This window comes from Methylobacterium sp. WL1 (assembly GCF_008000895.1).
Lineage (GTDB): Bacteria > Pseudomonadota > Alphaproteobacteria > Rhizobiales > Beijerinckiaceae > Methylobacterium.
In genome coordinates this window covers 4,688,740-4,710,369 of the sequence record NZ_CP042823.1, presented here as the reverse complement: position 1 = coordinate 4,710,369, position 21,630 = coordinate 4,688,740, and the positions used below count along the sequence as shown (strand labels likewise).

The following is a 21,630-nucleotide window of genomic DNA, read 5'->3' as shown; positions in this document are numbered from 1 at the left end:
GATGCGCGCGCTTTTGATCGGATCGATGATCGCCGGCCTTCTCGCCGGCACAGCCCTCTCGGCCCCGCGCCGCTACACGGTGCCGGATCCCACGGCCGAGTTGCGGGCCCCGAAGGACGGTGCGTCGGGTGGCCAGGCGCAGGGCTTCGTCGCAGCGCAGGCCAATTGCCAGACCTGCCACTCCGTCGATTACATCGCCACCCAGCCCCCGGGGCGGGGGAAGGCGTTCTGGGAGTCGGAGGTGACCAAGATGATCAAGGTCTACCACGCCCCGATCGACGAGGCGGACGGCCACGCGATCGCGGCCTATCTGGCGGACACGTATTGAGCGACGGCCGCGCCTCAGCGCAGCGTCACGGCCTGCGCGGCGTAGGACGCGACGCTCTGCACCACCGGCAGGTCGTAGGCGTAGATGCGGCCGGCCAGGATCGTCAGGGCGAGGGCCCAGAACACGGCACCACCGACCCGGCGCGCAGTCCGGTCGCCCGAAGCAGTCGGGCACGCCTCGGCCACGCCCGCGGCGACGGGCTCGCCAAAGGGGTCGAACGCCATCGTCGTCGACCGAGTATCCGGGGTGGTGCGCATGACGGTGAATGTCGCGCTCGGGACCCCGCGCCGCAATGGACGGGACTTCCGAAGTTTTCTCGCGCCGGAGAGCGTCCTTCTCTCTTGTGCGCTCGCGACAAACGTTTTCTTCCCTTTGCTCGGATGTCGACCGTGGAGCGACCGGCGTGAGCCCCAGATCATCGGCCCGGACGGGTGAAACCGGGACCACCGTGCGGGACGGGGCGACCACCTCCGTACTGCCGGGCATCGGCCTGTGCGCGGCGATCACCGCCCTGGCCATGGCCGCGCAGGCGCTCGAGGAGCGGGTTGCCGGCCATCCCTATGTCGAGGCCCTGGTGCTGGCGATCCTGATTGGGATCGCGATCCGCACCGCCTGGACGCCGGATGCCCGGTTTCGCACCGGCATCGCGTTCTCGGCGAAGCAACTCCTGGAGGTGGCCGTCGTACTGCTGGGCGCCTCGCTGAGCCTCGGGGCGATCCTGGCCTCCGGTCCGGCGCTGCTGGCCGGCATCGTCGGCACCGTTGTGATCGGGATCGGCGCCAGCGTGGGGATCTGCCGGGCGCTCGGCCTGCCGCCCAGGATGGCGATCCTGGTGGCGTGCGGCAACGCGATCTGCGGCAACTCGGCCATCGCCGCGGTGGCGCCGGTGATCGGGGCGCAGCCCAAGGACATCGCGGCCGCCATCGCGTTCACCGCGGTGCTCGGCGTGCTGATGGTGCTCGGCTTGCCGCTGTTCGTGCCGCTCGCGGGCCTGAGCGACAACCAGTACGGCGTGCTGGCCGGGCTCACCGTCTACGCGGTCCCGCAGGTGCTGGCCGCGACCGTCCCGGTGAGCCTGCTCTCCACCCAGGTCGGCACCCTGGTCAAGCTCGTGCGCGTGCTGATGCTGGGACCGGTGGTGGTGGCGTTCTCACTGATCGCCCCGCGCCTGCCGCGGGAGGCCGGGCAGGACGCCGAGGCGGAATCGACCCGCGCGAAGGGCCGGCCCGGCCTGACCAAGCTGGTGCCGTGGTTCATCCTCGGCTTCCTGGTCCTGGCGACGTCCCGCTCCATAGGGCTGATCCCGGATGCGGCCGTCAAACCGCTGACGCAGCTCGCGGGCGTGCTCACGGTGCTGTCCATGGCGGCCCTCGGCCTCGGCGTCGATGTGCGGGTGCTCGCCCGGGTCGGAGGCCGGGTCACCCTGGCCGTGACCGCGTCGCTGGCCGTCCTCGTCGCGGTCAGCCTCGGCCTGATCCGCGGCCTGGGGATCGGTTGAGGGCGTGGACAAGCTTAAAATTGTGTTCTGAGTCTTGTATTTCGAATTCCTGCCGAATCTAAGCTTGGGTCCCGCAACAAAGCCGCCGGGCGTCTGAGTGGAAACACTCTGTCCAGACAGCGTTGTCTAGAGTGTCGGCATTAAAATGCTGCCGTTTCGGGCAATCGGCTGAACAGACCATCTTGACACTGCGATGGTTTTTGCTTTGGAACCAATGGGTCATCCACGAAAGCTTAGATCGGAACTCGCGCCGTGCCCGAAACGCATCCTGAGAGCAGCACCGAACTCGCCGTGCTGGTCGGCGACGTCGTCGCGGCTTACGTCTCGAACAACCCCGTCCCACCCACGTCCCTGCCGGCGTTGATCGCCAGCGTGCACGGCGCGCTGATCAACCTCGACCGCAAGGTGCCCGTCGAGGTCGCACCCGTGATCGAGCCGCCGACCGCGGCGCAGATCCGCAAGTCGGTCCAACAGGACGGGATCGTCAGCTTCATCGACGGGCGGTCGTACAAGACGCTCAAGCGGCATCTCACCGCCCACGGCCTGACGCCGGAGCGGTATCGCGAGCGCTATAGCCTGCCGACGGATTACCCGATGACGGCGCCGGGCTACGCCGCGCAGCGCTCCGCCCTCGCCAAGGCGATCGGCCTCGGTGTTCCGGGCGCCCGCGCCGAGCAGCGCCGGACCGGCACGAACGGCTGATCGCCGGCGTTGACCAGGGTGCGCGTCAGCGCCTGCGGAACGGCAGCACGCGTGCGGTCATTCCGGGCAGGCGGGCGCTGGGCGGGCGGCCAAAGGTCTGGGGCCCAGCTCAGGTAGATGATGCGGGCGCCGACGGCCACGGCGGCCACCTCCGGCGCGGGGGGACGTGGCGTTCGCCGGTTGCCGGCCGCGCGCGGCCCGTTGCGCCGATCCCTGGCGCCGGGACGGTTGCCCGTCCGGCAGGGACCGCCTGCGCGGGGACTGGGGCTTATCGGGCTTGGCTGAGAACGACACGTCAAAAAGTCCCCGTCCGCGTTCGAGGCGCGAGCGGAGACGGACGGTTCGGTCGGCCGTAGGTCCGCCGGGGCGCTCGACCCTCGACAACGTGGCTATTCTACCGGATGGCCCGAAGCACGACAGACCGACTTCGTCCAAAAAACTTGTCTCTGTGTCCCACGGCATCCCGCGGCATCCATCGAAAGGCGACGGGACGGGCCTCGGGCGCCGCCCTGCGATGCGGGCCCGACGCGGCGCCTCGATGGGCCGCGGACAAGCGGAGGGCGGTGGACGCCCCCTCCCTCAACCCACGAAGCGCCGCTACGAAGCGCGGGCGCCCGGCACCGCGGCCAGGAGGCTGCGGGTGTAGGCGTGCTCCGGGGCCGCGAACAGGTCGGCGGTGGTGCGCATCTCCACGATGGCGCCGCGATGCATAACGGCGATCCGGTCGCAGATCGTGGCCGCCACCCGCAGGTCGTGGGTGATGAACAGCATCGCCAGCGACAGCCGCTGCTTCAGATCCTCCAGCAGGTCCAGCACCTGGCGCTGAACCGAGACGTCGAGCGCGGAGACCGCCTCGTCGGCCACCAGCACGTCCGGCTCCATGGCGAGCGCCCGGGCGATGCCGATGCGCTGGCGCTGGCCGCCCGAGAAGGCGTTCGGGTAGCGGGCGGCCGCCTTCGGGTCGAGGCCGACGAGGTCGAGGAGGCTCCGGGTGCGCTCCCGCGCCTCCGCGGCCGGAACGCCGTGGGCGACCGGGCCCGCCATGATGATCTGCTCCACGGTGCGGCGCGGATTCAGCGAGGCGAACGGGTCCTGGAAGATCATCTGGATGCGGCTGCGCTGAGCCCGCAGGTCCGCACGCCGGAGCGCGGTGTAGTCGAGGCTGCCGAGCCGGACGGTGCCGCCGTCGGGCTCGATCAGCCGGATCGCGAGCCGCGCCGTGGTCGACTTGCCGGAGCCGGATTCGCCGACCAGCCCCAGGGTCTCGCCGCGCCGCACGTCGAAGGCGACCTCCTTGACCGCCGCGACCACCCGGGGGGTGCCGAACAGGCCGGCCTTGGTGGTGTAGGTCTTGGACAGCCCGATCACCGACAGGGCCACGGGGGAGGCCTGCACGCTGGCCCGCACCGGCGGGGTCAGGCTCGGCACCGCGGCGAGCAACGCCTTCGTGTAGGGGGCCTGGGGATCGCGCAGCACCGCCTCGGCGCTGCCCGATTCCACCAGCCGGCCGCGCTGGAGCACCGCCACGTGGTCGGCGATCTCCGCGACCACGCCGAAATCGTGGGTGATGAACAGGACGCTCATCCCGCGCTTGCGCTGCAACTCGCGGATCAGCTTCAGGATCTGGGCCTGGGTGGTGACGTCGAGCGCCGTGGTCGGCTCGTCGGCGACCAGGACCGACGGCTCCAGGGCGAGCGCCATGGCGATCATCGCGCGCTGCCGCTGGCCGCCGGAGAGCTGGTGCGGATAGGCCCGCACCGCCTCCTCGGGGTTGGACAGCCCGACCTCGGTCGCCAAGGCCACCGCCCGGGCCCGCCGCTCGGCCCGGGTGAGCAGGTTATGCGCCTCGAACATCTCGGCGATCTGGTCGCCGATGCGCATCACCGGGTTGAGCGCGGTCATCGGCTCCTGGAACACCATGGCAATCCGCCGGCCGCGCAGGGCGCGCCAGGCCGGCTCGTCCAGGCTCAGCAGGTCCCGTCCCTCGAACAGGATCGAGCCACCCTCGGGCTTGAGCGCCCGGGGCAGGAGGCCGGTGAGCGCGTAGGCGCTCATCGACTTGCCGGAGCCCGATTCCCCGACCACGCAGAGGATTTTGCCGGGCTCCAGGTCGAGGTTCAGGCCCTCGACGGCGTAGGGACGGTCGGCGCCCTTGGGGAGCGCGATCGTCAGGTCACGGATGCGGACGACCGGCTCGCTCATGGTTCAGCTCCTCGCGGCGCGGCGGCGCAGGATGTCCGGCCCGGCCTCGCCGAGATCCCAGAACAGCCCGGCCATGATCGCCAGGCCCTCGCGGGTGCTGGAGGCGAGCATGTGCTCGTCCGGCCCGTGCTGGCGGCAGGCCGGGTAGGAATGCGGCACCCACAGGGTCGGCAGCCCGAGGATCTCCGAGAAGGCGTCGTTCGGCAGCGAACCGCCGAGATTGGGCAGCAGGGCCGGTTTTTTTCCGGCGCTCGCCTCGATCGAGAGAAGCGCCCATTCCACCCAGGGGTCTTCCACCGGCAGCCGGGTCGCTTGAAAAACCTCCGAAGCCCGGGCCGGCCGGACCTCGATCATCGGAAAACCGTTGGCGTCGAGATGCGCGCGCACGTTCTGGATCAGGTTCTGCCAGTCGGTGCCGACCACGAAGCGCAGCTGCAGGGTCGCCTTGGCGTGGGGCGGCACCGCGTTGAGCGGTCCGTCCGGATCGCCGGTCTTGAAGGCGAGGACTTCCAGGGTGTTCCAGGCGAAGACCCGCTCGGCCGGGGTGAGCCCCGGCTCGCCCCAATCGGAATCGATCGTCGGGGCGGTCGGATCCTCGCCGACCCGGATGTCGCGGAGCGCCGCGCGCACGCCCTCGGGGATGGGCGGCGGCCGCAGGGCCTCGACCAGGATGCTGCCGCGGGCATCGACCATCGAGGCGATCGCCGAGGCCAGCACCGTGCCGGGGTTGCGCAGCAGGCCGCCCCAATTGCCGGAATGGTGCGGACCCTCGCGCAGGTTCAGGCTCAGTTCGAAATTGTAGGCGCCGCGGGAGCCCAGGAACAGGGTCGGGCGCTCGGCGCTGAGCCGCGGCCCGTCCGAGGCGATCAGCACGTCGGCGCGCAGGGCCTCCGCGTGCGCGCGGCAGAACGGACGCAGGCCCGGCGAGCCGGATTCCTCGCCCATCTCGATCAGCAGCTTCACGTTGAAGCCGAGGCGGCCGTCGCGCGCCGCGATCACCTGCTCCAGGGCCGCGAGGTTGAGGACGTGCTGGCCCTTGTTGTCGGCGGTGCCGCGCCCGTACCAGCGGTCGCCCTCGACCACGATCTCCCAGGGGCCCAGCCCCGTGCGCCACTGCTCGGGATAGCCCCGCACCGTGTCGCCGTGGCCGTAGATCAGCACGGTGGGGAGGTCCGGTCCCTCGTGCCGCTCGGCGATCAGGAACGGGCCGTGCACCCCGTCCGGATTGTCGTGTTTTTTGGGTGTCTCGAAGCCGAGGCGGGTGACGAGAGGCGTGATGAAGGTGTCGAGATAGGCGTGCAGGGCCGCCTCCTGGCCCGGCGCCTGGCTCTCGGTCGGGTAGGCGACCGCCTCCCGCAGGAGTGCGAGGAACGCCCCGGCGTCGAAGGTGTCGGTTGCGCGCGCGATGGCGTCGTCTCGCGTCATGGTGTGTTTCCCGTGAAACATTGCGGTTCTGGCCGGAATGGATCCCGCGCTGCCCGAGCCTGTCGGCCGGCCCGGGGCACTTCCGGACGTCTGGTCAGTGCCGGGCTTCGGGGGCGGTGATGTCGCGCAGGCCGTCGCCCAGGAGATTGATCGCCAGCACGAGGAAGAGGAGCGCCACGCCCGGGATGGTGATCACCCAGGGCTGGAAGAACATGTACTGCTTGCCCTCCGCGATCATCAGACCCCAGGACGGCAGCGGCGGCTGCACCCCGAGCCCCAGGAACGACAGGGCGGCCTCGAGCAGGATCGCGTGCGCCATCTCCAGGGTCGCCACGACGATCAGCGCGTTGAGGATGTTGGGCAGGATCTCCTGCAGGATGATGCGCAGGTCGGTGAGGCCCGAAGCGCGGGCGGCCGAGACGAAATCCTGGTTGCGGATCTGCTGGGTGGCGGCCCGGGTCACCACGGCGAAGCGGTCCCAGAGCAGGAAGCCCAGCACCAGCACCACGACCTTGAGCGAGCCGCCGACCAGCGACGCCATGGCCAGCGCCACCAGCACCACGGGCATCGCCAGACGCGTGGTCACGATGTAGCTCACCACCGAATCGACCCAGCCGCCGAAATAGCCGGCGCAGAGGCCCAGCACCGTGCCGATCAGCCCGGAGATCAGCGCCGCCGAGATCCCGATCAACAGGGAGATCTGGCCGCCGTAGAGTAGGCGGCTGAGGTAGTCGCGCCCGAGCTTGTCGGTGCCGAGCGCGTGGTCCCAGGTCCCCTTGGCCTGCCAGATCGGCGGGATCAGGCGGCGCGAGACGTCCTGCGCATAAGGGTCGTGCGGGGCGATCAGCGGTGCGGCCAGCGCGGCCAGCACGATCACCCCGAGGATGCCGGCCCCGATCAGGAAGCCGGCGTGATGCAGGCCGCGCCGGAGCACGAGGCCGGTCGGCGAGCGGGCGGCGCCAGGGCGGCCGGCACCCCGACAGGAGGGGGGAGGGCGGGGGCGGCGAGCGCCGCCGTGTCGGGGGCAGGCTCATGGGGCGAGCGTCCTCACGATTGGCGCAGGCGCGGATCGAGGAAGGCGTTCAGCAGGTCGGCCGCGAGCGTCAGGGCGATGTAGATCATCGCCAAAACCAGCACGATCGCCTGGACCACCGGGAAGTCGTTGCGGGCGATCGATTCCCAGGCGAGCTGGCCGAGCCCCTGGAGCGAGAACACCGCCTCGATCACGATCGAACCGCCGAGCATGAAGCCGAACTGCACCGCCGCCAGGGCGATCACCGGGATCACGGCGTTGCGCAGCGCATGCCGGACCAGGATCTTGCGCGTCGGCAGCCCCTTGGCCCGGGCGGTCCGGACGTAATCCGAGGCCAGCACCTCCAGCATGCCGTTGCGGGTGAGCCGCATCACCGCCGGCATGGCGTAGTAGCCGAGCGCCACCGCGGGCAGGACGAAGTTCTTCCAGCCGGTGTTGCCCGAGACCGGCAGCCAGCGGAGGTTGACCGAGAAGATCAGGATCAGGGTCAGCCCGAACCAGAAACTCGGCATCGCCTGGCCCAGCACCGAGACCGACAGGGCGAGCCGGTCGATCCAGGTATCGCGGCGGACGGCGGCGATCACCCCGAGCGGCACCGCCACGAACAGGGCCACCGCGAGCGCGATGATCCCGAGATAGAGCGTGATCGGCAGGCGGGCGGCGAGCAAGTCGATCACCCGCTCGCGGAAGTAGAAGGAATTGCCGAAATCGAGGTGCAGCGCCCGCCAACCCCAGGCGAGGAACTGGGTCAGCAGAGGCTGGTCCAGGCCGTAATCCTTGCGGATCTGCACGATCTGGGGCCCGGTGGCCTCCGGCCCGCCAATCGCCGTGGCGAGGTCGCCGGAGAGGTGGAGCAGCATGAAGCTCGCCACCGAGACCGTGAAGGCCACCGCCAGGGCGACCAGGATGCGCCGGAGCGTGAAGGCCAGCACGCGAGCGGCCTACTTCCAGGACGCCGCGTAGAAGCGCGGCACCTCATCCGGCTGGGCGGTGAAGTTCAGGTCCGACGTGAAGGCGTAGTTGGTGGCGTACGAGAACATCGGCAGGGCGTAGGCCTGGGCGGCGATCCGCTGGAGCGCCTTGGCGTAGGCGGCCTTGCGCTTGTCCGGGTCGGTGGAGCCGTCACCCTCCTGCAGGTCGGCGATCACCTGCGGATCCTTGGTCAGGTCCTCCTCGCCGCCGCGGAAGAAGACCCCGTCGAAGGCCGAGACGTCGTAGACCGAGAACGAGCCCCAGGTCTGATAGCCGATCGAGACCTTGCCGCTCCGCAGGGCATCCCGGAACGCGGCGTAGCGCAGGTAGTTGAGCCGGACCTTGATGCCGACCGCCCCGAGATAGCCGATCACCGCCTCGGCGTAGTCCCGCTCGCGATAGGCGCCGAGGTCGATCTCGAACCCGTTCGCGTAGCCCGCTTCCTTGAGCAGGGCCTTGGCCTTGGCCGGGTCGTAGGGGTAGCGCATCACCCCCTGGTCGTTGCAGCCGAACTGATCGACGAAGCACAGCGCGTTCATCACCCGCGAGGCGCCGCGCACGAGGTTATCGACCATCGCCTTGCGGTCGATGGCGTAGGAGATCGCCTGCCGGACCCGCACGTCCTTGAGCGGCGAGTTCTCCTTGGCGCGGCCGAGCGTGTCGAACTGCAGGAAGCCGACCCGCATGGTCTCGGAGTTGAGCACGGTGACGTTGGGCGCGGCGCGCAGCTGTTCGGCCTGGTCGCTCGGCACCCGCCAGATCCAGTCGACACCCCCGGTCATCAGCTCGGCCATCCGGCTCTCGCCGTCCGGGATGACCCGGAACTGCAGCTTGCCGATCTTCGGCGTCCCGAGCGGGCTGCCCGACCAATACTTGGTGAAGCGCTCCATGGAGACGCCGCGCCCGCTATCGACCTTGGTGATCCTGTACGGGCCGCTGCCGATCGGCGCCTTGGCGAAGCCGTCGAGGCCGACCTTCTTGAAGTAGGAGGCCGGGAAGATCGGCATGGGCCCGGCGAGGTATTCCAGTGCCGCCGGGAACGGCGCCTTGAGGTGGATCCGGGCGCTGTGCGGGCCGGTGACCTCCACCGACTTCATCCAGTCGACGTTCTGGCGGGTGACCGTGCGGGCCTCGGGCGTCAGCATGAAGTTGAACGTGAAGGCGACGTCCTCGGGCCCGAGCGGGTCGCCGTTGTGGAAGGTCACGCCCTCGCGGATCGTCAGGTCCAGGGTGGTGTCGTCGGCCCAGGTCCAGGCGGTGGCGAGCATCGGCTTGTAGGTGCCGTCCGCGGGGTCGCGCCACAGCAGCGTGTCCCAGCAGTTGCGGGCCAGGATGACGCCCTCGCGGGCGCTGTTGTGATAGGGGCTGACGTTCTCGGGCTCGCTGTCGGAGGCGTAGACCAGGGTGTCGTCGGCCTTGCCGGCCAGGGCCGGGCTCGCCGCGACCAGTGCGATCAGGGAAGCCGCCAGCGACGCGGTGAGGGTGATCGTCCGTACCGGCATGTCGATTCCGTCTCCGACGACGACGGGCAGGATGTCGGGGAGGATCTCCGCGACTGCCGCCTTTTTCACCCTGCGATGATGTTGTGCATCTGGGATCGCAACAAGTAGAATTTGGCGAGCGGTGCGTTGCCATCTGGGCAACGGATATGCGCCATAAGGGATATCGAGGCAGGATAATGCAGACGACAGGGCTGCGCTACTTCCTGGCCGTAGCCCGCACCGGCTCGATCGCGGCGGCCTCGGCCCAGCTGAACGTCGCCGCCTCGGCGATCAGCCGGCAGATCGGCAACCTGGAGGCCGAACTCGACTGCGTGCTGTTCGAGCGGCGCCCGCGCGGCATGGTGCCGAGCCCGGCGGGCGAGCTCCTGGCCCAGCACGCGCACCAGATGCTGATCCGGTCCGAGCAGGTCGTCACCGAGATCCGGGAGCTGGAAGGCCTCGCCCGCGGCCTGATCCGGGTGGCGAGTTCCGAGGGGTTTTCGCTCGACATCGTGCCGAGCACCGTGGCGTCCTTCCACGCGGCGCATCCGGGCCTGCGCTTCGAGGTGACCGTGCTGCCCCCCGCCCAGGTGACCCAGATCGTGGCCGCCGGCGAGGCCGACCTCGGCATCACCTTCGCACTCGCGCCGTCCACCCAGGTCGAGGTGCTGTATGATGAACAGGTCGACATGCTGGTGCTCGCCGCCCCGGACCATCCCCTGGCGCGGGCGAAGGTGGTGCAGCTGTCCGAGTTGCCGAACTATCCCATCGCCCTGCCGACCCGGGACACGACCCTGCGGCAGGTGTTCGACGCCGCCTGCCTGCAGGAGGGCATCGTGATCGAGCCGGTCCTGACCGCCAACAACCTGGCCACCCAACTGCCGTTCGTGCGCAGATCCCGCGGTCTCGCGCTGATGTCGGCGCTCTCGATGCGCACGCCGCTGGACCTGAACGCCCTGGTCAGCCTGCCGATCCGCGCCCGGGCGAGCCTCTCAAGGAACATCCAGATCCAGGCGATGCGCGACCGGCGTCTACCCCGGGCGGTGCGGGGCTTTTTGCGCCAGCTCCTGGACGCGCTGCCGCCGCCGGCAGGTTCTGCGTAGAGCCGTGCCCGATCGCGTTGCAATCAAGCACGGCTCTAAGTTCTTGTTTTGCCGCGTTCTCTTGAGGCGAACCGGTCTCCACTTCGTCGGAGAACGCTCGAGGCCGCCGCGTCAGGCGCCGCCGCGGCCCGACGCGATGGCGCAGCTATGGTCCATCACGTCCTCCGCGCTGGCGCTCGGCGCCCGGTAGGCCAGGAGCAGAAAACCCGGCTCGGGATCGCCCGGCGGCGTGGCGAGTGCCGCGAAGCTCGTCCGGTGCAGGTCCGGCCGGGGACCCGGCAGGGTGCGCAGGGCCGCGAACGGGTTGAAGCGCTCGGCCTCGGCTTCCGGCACCCGCATCGCGTGGTAGCGGTCCCCGGCGAGCGGCACCGGGAAGCGGGTCCAGGTCCCGCGGATCTGGCGGCCATGCGCCTTTACGGCGGCCAGCACGCTGGGCTTCAGGCAGTCGAGGTGGATGTGGAGCTGGTCCTGGCTCCGCCCCCGGGCCGAATTGACCGCCAGCCCCACGGCCTCGGGCGGCAGCTTGCCCTTGAGGGCGTCCGACACGAACGGACGCGCGGCCAGCGCCGCCCGCCAATAGGCGGCACCCCGCTTCCCGCGCAGGACCGGAGCCTCCAGGCCGGCGGTGGTGTCGGTGGGCATCACCACGATGTGGGTCGGCTCGCCGGGCGCGCGCAGAACCGCCGTGCCGGGGCGGTCCTTGTCGCCGAGATCCACCGAGAGGCACGGGAAGGTCCGGTCGGCGAGCCGCTTGGCGAGCACGCAGGTCTTCAGCGCGGCCCACAGGACGTCCCGGCTGGGATCGGGCGCCGCCGCGGCCGGCATCGCGAGCACGACGAGGAGGGCGGTGATCGGCGCACGGCGCATGAAACATCCCAGTGACGGCGCACCTCCGGGGCTGCCCGGTTCGCCGCGCTTGCGATAACCGATCCGGGACTGCGCCGGCAAAGCGTCCGGCGCCCCAATGGGAGCCCGTGATGCCGACTGCGCTCACCCCGGAGATCGGCGCCCGCTTCGCCGCCGTCGCTCTCGGCCATCTCACCCGCGAATATCCCAACTCGCCCGGGCACGTCCTGGCGGGCCCGGAGGACGCGCGCACGCCCGCCGCGCTGCATCCGGTCTTCCACGGCAGCTACGATTGGCATTCCTGCGTCCACGGCACCTGGCTGCTGGCCCGGGTGCTGCGGCTGTTCCCGGACGGCGCGCAGGCCGGGGCGATCCGCGCGCATCTCGATGCCCAGCTGGTGCCCGAGAAGGTCGCCGGGGAATGCGCGTATTTCGCCGCGCCGGCCGCCCGGGGGTTCGAGCGGCCCTACGGTTGGGCCTGGCTCCTGAAGCTCGCCGACGCGCTGTCCCGCCTGCCCGAGCGCCGCTGGGCCGAGGCCCTGGCGCCGCTCACCGGCCTGATCGCGCAGCGCGTCCGGGACTTCCTGCCGATCGCCCCCTATTCGGTGCGGGTCGGCACGCATTTCAACACAGCCTTCGCGCTGCGGCTGGTGGCCGACTACGCCGACGGGGCGCAGGACGCGGCCCTGTCCGGTCTGCTGCGAGCCACCGCCGAGCGCTGGTACGGGGCCGACGTGGATTGCCCCGCCTGGGGCGAACCGGGGGGCGACGACTTCCTGTCCTCGGCGCTGATCGAGGCGGAATGCCTGCGCCGCCTCCTGCCGCCGGAGCGGTTCTGGCCCTGGTTCGACCGGTTCCTGCCGGACCTCGCCGCGGGGCGGCCCGCGACCCTGTTCCGGCCCGCCCGCGTGACCGACCGCAGCGACGGCAAGATCGCCCATCTCGACGGGCTGAACCTCAGCCGCGCCTGGTGCTTCCGGTCGCTCGCCGCCGCCCTGGGCGGGGACGATCCCCGCCGCCCGCGGCTCCAGGCCGCCGCGGAGGCGCATCTGGAGGCCGGCCTCCCGCACGTGACCGGCGACTACATGGGCGAGCACTGGCTCGCGTCCTTCGCGCTGCTGGCACTGGACACCGAGACGCAATCCGGCCCGCTCGCGGCTTAGGGCGCTTGCCGCCGCAGCGGATGCCGGTTCGGCGTCAGCGAGCGCGCTGAACCACGAACCGAGAGCCGCTCCCCTCGGCGAGGCGATCGGAAACGGCTGCAAAGATGAGAGGTTTTTGAGAACCTTTTGCCGCAGGCGGCGTTGTTCCTCGCCGGCCGCACGCGCGACGCACAAAAAAGGACCGCCCCCGAAAGAGCGGTCCGAAGTCTTGGGAGGAAACGCCCACGAGGGGCAGCAGCGCGGCGACGCCATCGCCGTGCTGCATCGCGTCAACCGGAGAGCGGGGACCTTGTTCCCCGCCCGTCCCGGCGCTGGGTTGCCTCGTGGAGCACCTTGGCGAGCTGCTCGGCCGAATAAGGCTTCCGCACCAGCGTGAATCCGTGCGCGTCGTCGGTGGCCAGGACGTGGCTGTAGCCCGAGGTCAGGACCACCGGCAGCTCCGGGCGGGTGACCTGCAGGGCCCGGGCGAGGGCGACGCCGCCCATCCCGGGCATGACCACGTCCGAGAACACCGCATCGAAGCGATCCGGCGTCCGCTGCAGCTCGGCGAGGGCCTCCTCGGCGGATTTCGCCCAGATCGGCGCGTGGCCGAGATCCTCCAGGATCTGGGTGCAGAAGCGCCCGACCCCGAGATTGTCCTCCACGACGAGGATGCACAGGCTCCGCTGCGGCTCCGGCTCGCGGCGGTCGTCGCGGCCCGGATCGGCCACCTCCACGGGGGCGTCGACCTGCGGCAGGTACAGGGTGAAGCGCGTGCCGCTCCCGGGCAGGCTCGCCACGTCGATATCGCCGCCCGACTGCTTGGCGAATCCGATGACCTGGCTGAGCCCCAGCCCGGTCCCCTTGCCGATCTCCTTGGTGGTGAAGAACGGCTCGAAGATCCGGCCGAGATCCGGTGCCGGAATGCCGGTTCCGGTATCGACCACCATCACGGCCACGAACGGTCCCCGGGCGCCGGCATGGCCGCGGATCGGCGGCATCGGGCGGCCGCTCTCGAGGTGCAGGGTCAGGCTGCCTTCCCCGTCCATCGCGTCGCGGGCATTCACCGCCATGTTGATCAGCGCGGTCTCGAACTGGCTCTCGTCCGCCCGCACGAAGCAGGGCGTGCCCGGCAGCTCGGTCTCCACGCGGATGCGCGCGCCCGTGACCGAATCGAGCATGTCGGAGATGCTGCGCAGCCGGGCGCAGATGTCGAACACCTGGGGCTTGAGCGCCTGGCGCCGGGCGAAGGCCAGGAGCTGCCCGGTGAGCTTGGCCGCCCGGTCGACCGTGTCCGAGACCGCGTCGAGGTAGCGGCGCCTGCGCTCCTCGGCGAGTTCCGGCCGGCGCAGGAACTCGACCGACGAGCGGATGATGGTCAGCAGGTTGTTGAAGTCGTGGGCGACGCCGCCGGTAAGCTGGCCGATCGCCTCCAGCTTCTGCGATTGCCGCAAGGCTTCCTCGGCCTGGCGCTGCTCCGTGATGTCGCGCCCGAAGCCGTAGAACAGCCCGTCCTCCGGGACGACGGTCCAGAGCACCCGCCGCCGGTCGCCGTCGCGGGTCGTGCAGGCCAGTTCCACATCCTCCACCCGCTGGTCCTCGCAGAGGGGCTTCAGCGCCTCGCGCGCCGCCTCGCGGTCCGTGAGGGCGATGAAATCCAGGGCGGTCCGGCCCAGCGTCTCGTCCTCGGACCAGCCGAGCGCCCGGCTCCAGGACGGATTGACCGACTGGACCTGCCCGTCCTTGTCCGAGACGATCTTCAGGACCGGCGACAGGGTCCAGACCCGGTCGCGGTCCCGGGTCTGGGCGGCGACCTGCGCCTCCAGGCGCTCGGCGCGGGACTGCAGCAGCGCCTCGTCCCGGTGCCGGGCCATCGCGGCGGCCCGGGCCTCCAGCAGGTCCATGAGGGTCCGGGCGAGGGCCTCGAGGACGAAGACCTGCGGCCCGGTCAGGCTGCGCGGTTCGCGGTCGAGGACGCTGAGCGTGCCGATCGGCCAGCCGTCCGGGGTCACGAGCCGGACGCCGGCGTAGAAGCGCAGGCCCGGTTCGCCTGCGATCGGCCCGCAATCCGTCAGCACCAGCGCGCCGTCCCGGCTCAGGGTCTCGAGGCCGAGGCCGGTCTCGAGGGGCCGGTCCGGCGCGTCGTGGCCGAACGCGGCCTTGGTCCAGTGCCGGTCGGCATCCGCGAAGGTGATCCGCGCCATCGTGGTGCCGCAGGACGCAGCCGCGATCTGCGCGATCTCGTCGAAGGCGGGCTCGGGCGCGGTGTCGAGGATGGCATAGCCGCGCAGAGCCGCGAGGCGCTGGGGATGATGGCGTTCGAAGCCGGACGGGCAGGACATGGTCTCGTTCCGCGACACGGCTGCGTCATATCCCACGGCAACGACCCTCCCAAATCGGATCGATCAACCACAGCTTGACGGCTTGGTGAGCCGGCCCTTCCTACAACGCGTGGCTTCGGGTTTGAGGCAGGTCCGACCGATGCAGATCGCCGCGTCGCCGGGTGCTGGGCGCCGTGGCCGCGGACCGATGGTTTGCGATGCGCAGTATCGTCGCACGGCGTATCGATGGCGGAGGCAGCGAGTTGCTTCGTCAGATCATCGCCCCGAAAGATGGTTCCCTCCCTTCTGAACACGATGTCGCGAAGCTTAAAAGACCTGGCGCGCCGCCCCGGCGATCGGGTGCGGGACGACGCGCTGGGCTCGTCATGACCGGAGCAGGTGTGGACCTCAGACTCAACGATATCGCCTGGGGCACGCGCGGCGATCCGGTTGCGGCGGCCCGCGCGGTCGCGGCCGGTGCGGCGCGTCGGGCGGGACGCCACGACCACGACGGCGGCTTTCCGGCCGAGGATGTCGCGGAACTCGCCCGGGTGGGGCTGCTGGCCGCGCCGGTGCCCCATCGCGCGGGCGGCGCCGGTCTCGGCGAGGAGCCGGACGGGGCGATTCTCCAGGCCGTGCTCACCCATGTCGGGTCCGGCAGCCTCGCGCTGGGGCGCGTGTACGAGGGCCATGTCAACGCGGTGCAGCTCGTCGCCCGCTATGCCGACGGCGAGGCGCGCAGCGCCTTGCTGGCCGATGCCGTCCAGGGCCATCTGTTCGGGGTCTGGAACACCGAGCCGCCGGGCGACGGCCTCAAGATCGACGCCACCGGAGGCGCCCCGACCTTACGGGGCGTGAAGACCTTCGCGTCGGGGGCGGGGTTCGTGACCCGCGCCCTCGTGACCGCGCAGCCCGACGCGCCCGGGTCGCAGATGATCGTCGTCGCCCTCGAGCCCGGCGAGCGGGCGGATCTGTCGGCTTGGCGCGCGCAGGGGATGCGGGCCTCGGCGACCGGCACCGTGGATTTCACCGGGCTCGGCGCCGACCGCTTCACGCCCGTGGGCGCGCCCGACGACTATCAGGTGCAGCCGCATTTCTCGGGGCGCCTGGCGCTTCCTCGCGGTGCAGCTCGGCGGCCTGGAGGCGCTGCTCGACGCGTGGCGCGGCCATCTCGTCGCCACCGGCCGCGGCGAGGACCCGCACCAGCTCGCCCGCCTCGGCGAGGGCGTGATCGCGGCCGAGACCGCCCGCCTCTGGGTGACGCGGGCCGCCGCGATCGTGGGCGAGGAGGGCGATCCGGACGGGATCATCGCCTACGTGAACCTCGCCCGCCTCGCGGTGGAACGCGCCGGGCTCGACCTGCTGGAACGGGCGCAGCGCTCGGTCGGGCTGCAGGGCTTCCTGCGCGACCACCCGCTGGAGCGCTTGACCCGGGATCTCGCGACCTACCTGCGCCAGCCCGGCCCCGACCGGGCGCTGACCGAGGGCGCCCGCCACGTGCTGCGCGACGCGCGGGCGAGTGGCGACCTCTGGTCGGGCGAGGCCTGAACCCGGAAGGCCCGGATTCGAGACGCAAGCGTTTTCGAATGCGGCATCGCGTCTGTGAATCCGGGGCCGGCAGCCGGGAGCCCTCACGGCCAGCCAGCGTTTGCAGCATCCGGGACAGGTTCGGATCAGCATGGCCAAGCGCAGGACGAAGACGGTCGCCCACCAGGAGACCGAGGACGCGCCGCTGATGCCCACGGGGGCGCTGGCGGTGGCACTGCTGGATCTGGCCGAGGACGCGGCCCCGCTGGTCCACGTGGCCCGGGATGCCCGGCGGCTGGAGGAGCTGGCCGCGACGCTCAAGGCCCTCGATCCCGACATCCGGGTCGCCGTCTACCCGGAATGGGATTGCCTTCCGCTCGACCACGCCTCGCCGTCGCGGGCCACGATGGGCGCCCGGGCTGCCGTGATGCGCTGGCTGACCGACCGCGACGCCCTGCCGGACTTCGTGCTGACCACGGCTCCGGCACTGATCCAGCGGGTGCCTCCGCCGGAGACCTGGGCCGACGCCCGGGTGACGTTCCGGGTCGGCGACCCGCTCGACGTCGCCGCCGTGATGGCCGGCCTCAAGCGCCTCGGCTACATCCTCGACGAGCGGGTCGACGAGCCCGGCGAGATCGCAGTCCGGGGTCGCACCGTCGAGGTGTTTCCGGCGGCCGCCCCGCGGCCCTGCCGGATCGAGCACGCGGACGGGCGCGTCACCGCGATCCGCTCCTACGATCCGATCTCGCAGCGCTCCGTCGCCGAAGTCGCGGATCTGGTGATCGACCCGGCCACCGAGATCGTCCTCGCCCCGGATTCCGGCCAGAGCTTCGAGCCCTTCACCGGGCAGGAGCACCGCCTGGAACGCTACTATCCGCGTCTCGTCACCCTGCTCGATTACGTGCCGGGGGCCCGCCTGGTCGTCGAGGACGGGACGCAGGCCCGGGTCGACGCCTTCTACGAGCAGATGGAGGAAGCCGGCGCCCGCCGGGCGCCCCGCGGCGGCCGCGCCGAGGGCGGCGACGGTCTCTACCTCGCGCCGAAGGCGTGGCGGGCCGTCGTGGCCGAGCTGACCCGGGCGGTGGCCACCGACGCGGCGGGTGAGTTGCTCGGGGTCCCGGTCTTCGCCCGGGAGCGGCGGCCCGAGGCGGCCTTCGCCAAGGCGATGCGCGAGCGGCTGAAGGCGGGCGACGTCGTCGTGCTGGCGGGCTCGCGCCAGCCGCCCGGCGCCCTCGTGCGCCAGGCCGGCAAGATCGCCGAGCGCCCGGTCCGGCTGATCGACGGCTGGTCCGACCTCGCCGACGCGGCGCCGGGCGACATCCTCGCCCTGGAGGCGCCGATCGGCGCCGGTTTCAAGGTCCAGGGGCGGGGCGCGACGGTGTTCGCCGCCGCCGACCTGTTCGGGCCGGACGCCGCGGTGTCCGGCACCGCCCGGGCGATCCTGCCGATGGGCGAGGTCGACCTGCGCCCCGGCGACGTCGCGGTCGACCGCGACCACGGCCTGTGCGTGTTCGAGGGGCTGGAGCCCGTGTCGAACCCGCTGGGCGTCGGCGCGGAGGACGAGCCCTCCGAGGCCTTGCGGCTGCGCTTTGCCGGCGACGCGATCCTGATGGTGCCGGTCACCCAGGCCGACCGGATCTGGCGTTACGGCCCGGAGCCCGACGCGGTCACCCTCGACAAGCTCGACGGCGGGACCTGGGCCCGCCGCCGCCTCCAGGCCGAGGCCACCATGGCCCGGACCGCCCGGGTGATGCTGGAGGCCGCCCGCGCCCGCCGGGATACCGAGGCTCCCGTCCTGGCGCCGCCGTCCCGCGACATGGAGCGGTTCGCCGCCGGCTTCGGCTTCGCCCCGACCCCCGATCAGGCCGCCGCGGTGGACGCGCTGATGGCCGACCTCGCCTCCGGGCGTCCGATGGATCGGCTGGTCTGCGGCGATGTCGGCTTCGGCAAGACCGAGGTCGCGCTGCGGGCCCTGGCGGCGACGGTATTTGCCGGCAAACAGGCGGCGCTCATCGCCCCCACCACGGTCCTGGCCCGCCAGCACGTCGAGACCCTGCGCCGCCGGTTCGGACGGTTCGGCATCGAGGTCGCGCAGCTCTCGCGCCTGGTCTCCCCGGCCGAGGCCAAGCGGGTGAAGGCCGGTCTCGCGGACGGTTCGATCCGGCTCGTGGTCGGAACGCAGGCGCTGGCCGCCCGCGGCGTGGGCTTCGCCGATCTCGGCCTGACGGTGATCGACGAGGAGCAGCGTTTCGGCGCCAAGATGAAGGCGGACCTGCGCCGCCTCGCCGTGGGCGGGCACGTGCTGACGCTCACCGCCACCCCGATCCCGCGCACGCTCCAGGCGGCGCTCGTCGGCTTGCAGAGCCTCAGCGTGATCGCCACGCCCCCGGTGATGCGCCAGCCGGTCCGGACCGTGGTGGCGCCCTTCGATGCCGACGCGGTGCGCGAGGCCCTGATCCGCGAGCATCGCCGCGGCGGCCAGAGCTTCGTCGTCTGCCCGCGCATCGAGGATATCGGCCCCATGGCCGAGCGCCTGCGCGGCCTCGTGCCGGGCCTGAACGTGCTGGTGGCGCACGGGGACCTGAAGCCGTCGGCGATGGACGAGGTCATGGTCCGCTTCGCCGACGGGGACGGTGACGTCCTGCTCGCCACCGCCATCGTGGAGAGCGGGCTCGACGTGCCCCGGGCCAACACCATGCTGGTCTGGGAGGCCGCCCGGTTCGGCTTGGCGCAGCTCCACCAGTTGCGCGGCCGGGTCGGCCGCGGCCAGCGGCGCGGCGTCGTCCACCTGCTCAGCGATCCGGCCGCGCCGCTGGCGCCCGCCGCCCTCCAGCGCCTGCGCGCCCTGGAGGCCCTGGACCGGCTGGGTGCCGGCTTCGCGGTCAGCGCCCGCGACCTCGACCTGCGCGGGGCCGGCGATCTCGTCGGCGAGGATCAGGCCGGCCACGCCAAGCTCGTGGGGCTCGGCCTCTATCAGCACCTGCTGCAGCTGGCGCTGACCGCCGCCAAGGGTGAGCCGGCCGAGGATTGGAGCCCGGAGATCGAGATCGGGCTGCCGAGCCGGATCCCGGCGGATTACGTGCCCGAGCCCGAGATCCGCCTGAGCCTCTACACCCGGCTGCTGCGCCTGCGCGACGGCGAGGCGATCGAGGCCCTGTCCGGCGAGGTCGAGGATCGCTTCGGCGCAGCCCCGGCGCCGGTCCTGGCCCTGTTCACCCTGGCGCGGCTGCGCGCCGCCTGTTGCGGGCTGGGCGTGGCCCGGCTCAGCGGCGGTCCCCAAGGTGTCGCAGCCGACATCCGGTCCGACCGGCCATTGCCGCCGATGCCGGCCGAGGACGGGATCATCCTGCGCCAGGGCCGCGTGGTCTGGCGGCACGCCTGTGCCGACGCGCAGGCGCGGGCCGCGTTGGCGGCCGACCTCCTCGACCGCATCCGGGCCGCCCGGGAGCGGGCCGCTTGAGCCTGGTCCACGCCCGGGCTGCGCTCACGCGTTTGTGAGGGCTGCCCGGACCGGACCGGTACAATCGTATCAGTGACAGCAGGGCTGCCGGTGCCCATCTGCGGCGGGCTACACTCCGACCGAGCGCCCCGTGCCACCCGGTGGTGCGCCGGCCCGGTCGGGTCCCGACGTTGTACCGGGGTCTCTTGCCCTTTCGTCTCCGGTACGGCCGCACGGCCGGGCGCCCATGACCCCGTGCAAGGCGGGTGCCCGGCCTGTCGTCCGCCGATGTCCGGCGGGGCAATTGACGTGATCCGGAGTTGACCGGCGCCGTCCGGTCGGGCCTTCTCGCGCAGAACGGGAGGCGCCCCGAGTCCGCTGGAATTTCTCCGCGACTCTGCGCTGGCCCGGGCCGATCAAGGGAGGCACCATGCACGTCACGATTGAGCAGGCCGAGCGGGCAATCGCCGCGGCGCGGGCGAAGGCGAAGGAGCTGGACACCCAGATGTGCATCGCGGTGGTCGATTCCGGCGGCAACCTGAAGGCGTTCCATCGCATGGACGACGCCTGGGTCGGCTCGATCGACATCGCCCACAAGAAGGCCAAGACCTCGGTGTTCTTCGGCATGATGACCGGCCAGATCGGCCAGCTGTCCCAGCCGGGCGGCCCGCTCTACGGCATCGAGCATTCCAACGACGGGCTGATCACCTTCCCGGGTGGGATCCCGATCGTCGATGCCGACGGTGTCATGTCGGGCGCGATCGGCGTCAGCGGGTCGACGGTGGAGAACGATCACGCCGTGGCGGAGGCCGGCGCCAAGGCGATCGGCCGGACCGAGCTTCCCGCCCATCCCTGGCGCACCTGAACCCGCCCTACGGCTCCCGCTGCGCGAGCGCCCGGCCGATCCCGAGCAGCAGCATGCTCGAGATCAGCCGGAGCTGCGGGTTGCCGTAGCGCTCCAGCGCCGAGTGGACCCGGATGCAGTTGTCGGCGGCCGCCTCCAGGTGCTTGACCTCGATCGGAGGCTTGACCTGGATCGGGTTGCCGTCCCGCCCCGGCGGGGTGCCGCCGTACAGGTCCGTGACGTCGATGTAGGCGCCGCGCCCACGCAGCGCCCCCGTGGTGTCGGGGGCCAGCCGGCCGCGGGTGAGGATCCAGCGGACGTCGCCGGTCTGGCTCAGGACGCGAAACTCCAGCGAGACCGGGCCGCCGGTCCGGCGCACCTTGCGGATCTCGTCGAAGACCCAGCCGCGATCCTCGGGATGGACACGTCCCAGGGCGACGTCGAGCGGCAAAGGCTTGCCGGCAAAGCCCTCGTTCCCGGACAGCAATGCGGCCGCGCCCGCGTCGAGGACCGATCGGCCGGCGGAGACATCCGTATCCCAGGTACCGACGAAACCCGCATCCTGCAGGGCGGAGGCCGCCATGGACGCCAATGCCATTCCATCCCCCAAACCTGGTTGCGGCCCGCCCATCCCCGGGACAGCCGGCAGCCGCGTGCGACACTTGCAACCGACAAGCACTTAGGCAACGGATCGATCCAAATCGTCCATGCCCCGCGCCCTGACATGTCGTCACGGGTCTCCGGCCCCGGCTCGACAGCGGCGGGGA

Annotated in this window: 16 protein-coding genes and 1 pseudogene; 8 read left to right on the top strand and 9 right to left on the bottom strand. The window is 71.5% G+C overall.

Annotated elements, in window-relative coordinates; genetic code table 11:
- Position 1 precedes the first annotated feature (1 nt).
- Entirely contained in the window at positions 2-328 is a 327-nt protein-coding gene (locus FVA80_RS22990; RefSeq protein WP_147909475.1) for a cytochrome c, read from the top strand.
- Between the two features lie 14 nt (positions 329-342).
- On the opposite strand, the gene FVA80_RS22985 is transcribed toward FVA80_RS22990, so the two are convergent.
- The gene (locus FVA80_RS22985; RefSeq protein WP_246692094.1) at positions 343-552 is read right to left on the bottom strand and encodes a hypothetical protein; all 210 of its coding nucleotides are present in this window, start codon (positions 550-552) and stop codon (positions 343-345) included.
- 224 nt (positions 553-776) lie between these two features.
- Here FVA80_RS22985 and FVA80_RS22980 point away from each other — a divergent pair, with 224 nt between their 5' ends.
- Together FVA80_RS22980 and FVA80_RS22975 are read left to right on the top strand one after the other, a co-directional pair.
- On the top strand, positions 777-1,826 hold the full coding sequence (locus tag FVA80_RS22980) for a YeiH family protein (protein ID WP_147909489.1): 1,050 nt from the start codon (positions 777-779) through the stop codon (positions 1,824-1,826).
- A gap of 252 nt (positions 1,827-2,078) precedes the next feature.
- Complete coding sequence (locus tag FVA80_RS22975) at positions 2,079-2,528, top strand: MucR family transcriptional regulator (protein WP_147909473.1); 450 nt, start codon at positions 2,079-2,081, stop codon at positions 2,526-2,528.
- A gap of 597 nt (positions 2,529-3,125) precedes the next feature.
- Here FVA80_RS22975 and FVA80_RS22970 read toward each other — a convergent pair.
- From FVA80_RS22970 to FVA80_RS22950, 5 genes are all read right to left on the bottom strand, one after another.
- Positions 3,126-4,730 (bottom strand): ABC transporter ATP-binding protein, encoded by a 1,605-nt coding sequence (locus FVA80_RS22970; protein ID WP_147909472.1) that lies wholly within the window; start codon positions 4,728-4,730, stop codon positions 3,126-3,128.
- Positions 4,731-4,733: 3 nt separating this feature from the next.
- Positions 4,734-6,155: a M20 family metallopeptidase gene (locus FVA80_RS22965; protein WP_147909471.1), complete on the bottom strand. Its 1,422-nt coding sequence runs from the start codon at positions 6,153-6,155 to the stop codon at positions 4,734-4,736.
- A gap of 94 nt (positions 6,156-6,249) precedes the next feature.
- Positions 6,250-7,089 carry an ABC transporter permease gene (locus tag FVA80_RS22960; RefSeq protein WP_147957879.1) on the bottom strand — a complete coding sequence of 280 codons (840 nt, stop codon included), beginning with the start codon at positions 7,087-7,089 and terminating at the stop codon, positions 6,250-6,252.
- A 113-nt stretch (positions 7,090-7,202) separates the two neighbouring features.
- Positions 7,203-8,120: an ABC transporter permease gene (locus FVA80_RS22955; RefSeq protein WP_147909217.1), complete on the bottom strand. Its 918-nt coding sequence runs from the start codon at positions 8,118-8,120 to the stop codon at positions 7,203-7,205.
- 9 nt (positions 8,121-8,129) lie between these two features.
- Entirely contained in the window at positions 8,130-9,662 is a 1,533-nt protein-coding gene (locus tag FVA80_RS22950) for an ABC transporter substrate-binding protein (RefSeq protein ID WP_147909239.1), read from the bottom strand.
- Between the two features lie 176 nt (positions 9,663-9,838).
- On the opposite strand from FVA80_RS22950, the gene FVA80_RS22945 reads away from it, so the two are divergent.
- Positions 9,839-10,744, top strand: coding sequence for a LysR family transcriptional regulator (locus FVA80_RS22945; RefSeq protein ID WP_147909218.1), 906 nt, complete (start codon positions 9,839-9,841; stop codon positions 10,742-10,744).
- A gap of 111 nt (positions 10,745-10,855) precedes the next feature.
- Here FVA80_RS22945 and FVA80_RS22940 read toward each other — a convergent pair whose 3' ends face one another.
- Positions 10,856-11,611, bottom strand: a complete 756-nt coding sequence (locus FVA80_RS22940; RefSeq protein ID WP_147909219.1) for a CDP-diacylglycerol diphosphatase — start codon at positions 11,609-11,611, stop codon at positions 10,856-10,858.
- A 110-nt stretch (positions 11,612-11,721) separates the two neighbouring features.
- On the opposite strand from FVA80_RS22940, the gene FVA80_RS22935 reads away from it, so the two are divergent.
- On the top strand, positions 11,722-12,753 hold the full coding sequence (locus FVA80_RS22935) for a DUF2891 domain-containing protein (RefSeq protein ID WP_147909220.1): 1,032 nt from the start codon (positions 11,722-11,724) through the stop codon (positions 12,751-12,753).
- 269 nt (positions 12,754-13,022) lie between these two features.
- On the opposite strand, the gene FVA80_RS22930 is transcribed toward FVA80_RS22935, so the two are convergent.
- Positions 13,023-15,074, bottom strand: coding sequence for an ATP-binding protein (locus FVA80_RS22930; protein ID WP_147909240.1), 2,052 nt, complete (start codon positions 15,072-15,074; stop codon positions 13,023-13,025).
- A gap of 365 nt (positions 15,075-15,439) precedes the next feature.
- On the opposite strand from FVA80_RS22930, the pseudogene FVA80_RS22925 reads away from it, so the two are divergent.
- The 3 genes and pseudogenes from FVA80_RS22925 (at position 15,440) to FVA80_RS22915 (ending at position 20,884) form a co-directional block, all read left to right on the top strand.
- Positions 15,440-16,601 (top strand): annotated as a pseudogene (locus FVA80_RS22925) (acyl-CoA dehydrogenase family protein).
- Between the two features lie 130 nt (positions 16,602-16,731).
- The gene (locus tag FVA80_RS22920) at positions 16,732-20,040 is read left to right on the top strand and encodes a DEAD/DEAH box helicase (RefSeq protein ID WP_187193484.1); all 3,309 of its coding nucleotides are present in this window, start codon (positions 16,732-16,734) and stop codon (positions 20,038-20,040) included.
- A gap of 409 nt (positions 20,041-20,449) precedes the next feature.
- On the top strand, positions 20,450-20,884 hold the full coding sequence (locus tag FVA80_RS22915; protein WP_147856263.1) for a heme-binding protein: 435 nt from the start codon (positions 20,450-20,452) through the stop codon (positions 20,882-20,884).
- A 7-nt stretch (positions 20,885-20,891) separates the two neighbouring features.
- Here the strand turns inward: FVA80_RS22915 and FVA80_RS22910 are convergent, their stop codons facing one another.
- Positions 20,892-21,461 carry a PAS domain-containing protein gene (locus FVA80_RS22910; protein WP_147909221.1) on the bottom strand — a complete coding sequence of 190 codons (570 nt, stop codon included), beginning with the start codon at positions 21,459-21,461 and terminating at the stop codon, positions 20,892-20,894.
- Between the last annotated feature and the right edge of the window lie 169 nt (positions 21,462-21,630).